We start from the raw sequence: 2,546 nt of genomic DNA on the forward strand, positions 1-2,546 counted from the left end.
GTTTTATAAAATTTTTTCCCTTTTAATTCAAAATTCAACATTCAAAATTCATAATTTTATAAAGTTTTCCTTAAGATTATCTAAACACATACATTTTGTAAAGCGTTATGGAATTAACTATAATAGTCTCTGCCTCCCCTTTATCTAAATCTTTCTCAAGTAATCTTACCGCTATCTTATCCTTTACCCATTTTCTTTCAATCCATTTTGCTTCCCTTACTTCTTTTGTTCCCGGTCTATCTTTACCAGCAATCACTACTTCATCATATACTGTCTCACAAATGTTCACCTTCCCAAAGAGTCTGCTTAAAATATCCAATCGTTCAATCCTGCATAGGGCAATTAAGCAAGTGGCATTTGCTACTACAATCATTTCTTCCCCTCTTTTTCTGCTATCTTTTTGTCCCTTTCCCAGTCTTCCTGGTCGTAGTAAAGGGGTATTTGCATTTTTTCATTTAACTCAAAGAACTCCCATTTTGAGATTTCTGCTAACTGACATGCCTTTCCTAAAGAAATAGCCTTTCTTCTATATAGCTCTAATGCTACTATCTTCTTTATCTGTGAAGGAAGTTCTTCCTTAGGTATCCTTATACCCACAGAGATCTCCTCAGGTATCTCTACACAAATTGATGCCATTTTTCCCTCACCTCCAAATATTATTTCTTGAAGATATTTTATTCCAACCAGGTCAATTTTTTGTTGATTATAATCCCAAAATATTTAATTCGCCTCATTCCCTTTCTCCTGTTTGTAATTTATTGCTCGGATAGGATAGGGAATAATTATGCCCTCTTTATTATAACGCTCATGTAGTCTTTTGATAAATTCGTGTTTAATCAAATATTGATCCACAAATTCTTTTGCTCTTAAAATGACTGTAAAATTGATGCTAAAATCGCCAAATGCGTTATACCGGATAAATGGTTCAAACTCTGGCACGCCTCCTTGCACTTTTTCCATTACCTCTTTTGCGACTTCGCAGGTTATTTTTTCAACCTCCTTTAGGTTGCTATTATAATGGACGCCTAAATTCACCAAAACTGCCATTTCCTTATCCGGCAAATAATAGTTAGTTACAATAACTTTGGTTAGTTTCTCATTAGGAACCAAGACAACATTATTGGGGAGCATCTTTATCTTGGTTGTGCGCCAGGTAATATCGGTAACATAACCCTCTTCCCCGGAATCTAATTTTACATAATCACCAACCCTAACTTGTTTAGATACAATAATATGAAATCCGGAAAAAAGATTGGAAAGGGTATCCTGTAAAGCCAAGGCAACGGCAAGACCACCTACTCCTAAGGTAGCTAATATCGGCGTTATTGAAATGCCTAAGCTATTAAGAATAATTAAAATCCCTATACCAAAAATAACGATACGCGTGATATTCTGGGTAAGGCTCGTGACAGGTAAAGCTGCCTCTATTTTAGGAGAGTATATTTTTATTAATTTTGTAGATATATTTGCCAAGACCAAGGTTATAGAAGCAATACCTAAGGTCAGTAAAATCTTTCCAGCAATATGAACTATATCATCAGGAAGTTTGGAATATTCTAGGCTAAAATAGATACCCAACATCAAACACCAAATAATAAATGGGCCTTTGGTTGCCTGGATGATAATATCATCTATATTTGTAGATGTTTTCTTTGCCCAATGAGAAACACGGTTAAAGAGAAATTTTCTCAAGAGGTATCCTGTAATCAAAATAACCAGAAATATACTTGCCGGAATTACTATTTCCACAGACCTTTGAACCAACCAGCTTAAAATTTTCTCCATCTACATCTCCCTCCTTATAAAGCCTTTTTCAAGGTGGCCAGCTCGGTAATGATATTACCGGCCCAGCGGTAGACATTATTTTCAGAAATAACCTTTCTCATATTCTCCATACGCCTTTTCTTTTCATCTATTGGCATTTCCAAAGTAAGCTTTATTGCCTCGGCAAATTCTTCAATGGCATAAGGATTTATCAAAACCGCATCGGTCAATTCCCTTGCTGCACCGGTAAATTGACTTAAAATAAGCGCACCTGATAAATCTTTTTTTGCGTACGTGTGTAGCTTCTCTCTTAACCAAATTACCATAGCCGTTGTTTAGCTGTCTTATATACCTAGGCACAAAGGGGCAAAGGCACAAAGAAAGCAAGTAATAAATAAACTCTCTCGTCTTTGTGCCTCTCTGCCTCTGTGCCTTTGTGCCTATTTCCCATTTTATTCTCACCTAGCTAAACACATACGTTTTATATGAACACGGCTGGGTGCAGCAAGCTGGATAAATACCATTTTCTTCTTATAATTCGGATATTTTTCAAAAAATCTATCAATTGCAAGTACCTTTTCAATGAGACCTTTGGTATAATCAATCCGATCAACCCCTACGCCGATAATTTTATTCTTTAACCCTAACCCCTCTTTAATTATAGTATCTTCCATTACTTAGTGCAAAAATAGATAGGGTTGTGTTTATCTGTTTAAAAATTCATCCACCTTTTAAGAAATTTTGAATTCTAAATTTTGAATTTTGAATTGAAAAAGGTTTAA

Annotated in this window: 5 protein-coding genes; all 5 read right to left on the minus strand. The window is 35.3% G+C overall.

Annotation, left to right across the window (positions count from 1 at the left end; genetic code table 11):
• Positions 1–76: 76 nt before the first annotated feature.
• Positions 77–373, minus strand: a complete 297-nt coding sequence (locus AB1397_02565) for a hypothetical protein (protein ID MEW6481874.1) — start codon at positions 371–373, stop codon at positions 77–79.
• Complete coding sequence (locus tag AB1397_02570; GenBank protein ID MEW6481875.1) at positions 370–636, minus strand: UPF0175 family protein; 267 nt, start codon at positions 634–636, stop codon at positions 370–372. Before AB1397_02570 ends, AB1397_02565 begins: the two co-directional genes overlap by 4 nt.
• A gap of 84 nt (positions 637–720) precedes the next feature.
• Positions 721–1,785, minus strand: a complete 1,065-nt coding sequence (locus AB1397_02575; protein ID MEW6481876.1) for a mechanosensitive ion channel family protein — start codon at positions 1,783–1,785, stop codon at positions 721–723.
• A 14-nt stretch (positions 1,786–1,799) separates the two neighbouring features.
• On the minus strand, positions 1,800–2,090 hold the full coding sequence (locus AB1397_02580; protein ID MEW6481877.1) for a trehalose-6-phosphate synthase: 291 nt from the start codon (positions 2,088–2,090) through the stop codon (positions 1,800–1,802).
• Positions 2,091–2,222: 132 nt separating this feature from the next.
• Positions 2,223–2,438, minus strand: coding sequence for a trehalose-6-phosphate synthase (locus tag AB1397_02585; protein ID MEW6481878.1), 216 nt, complete (start codon positions 2,436–2,438; stop codon positions 2,223–2,225).
• Between the last annotated feature and the right edge of the window lie 108 nt (positions 2,439–2,546).

This window comes from bacterium, assembly GCA_040756715.1.
Taxonomy (GTDB): Bacteria; UBA9089; UBA9088; order UBA9088; family UBA9088; genus JBFLYE01.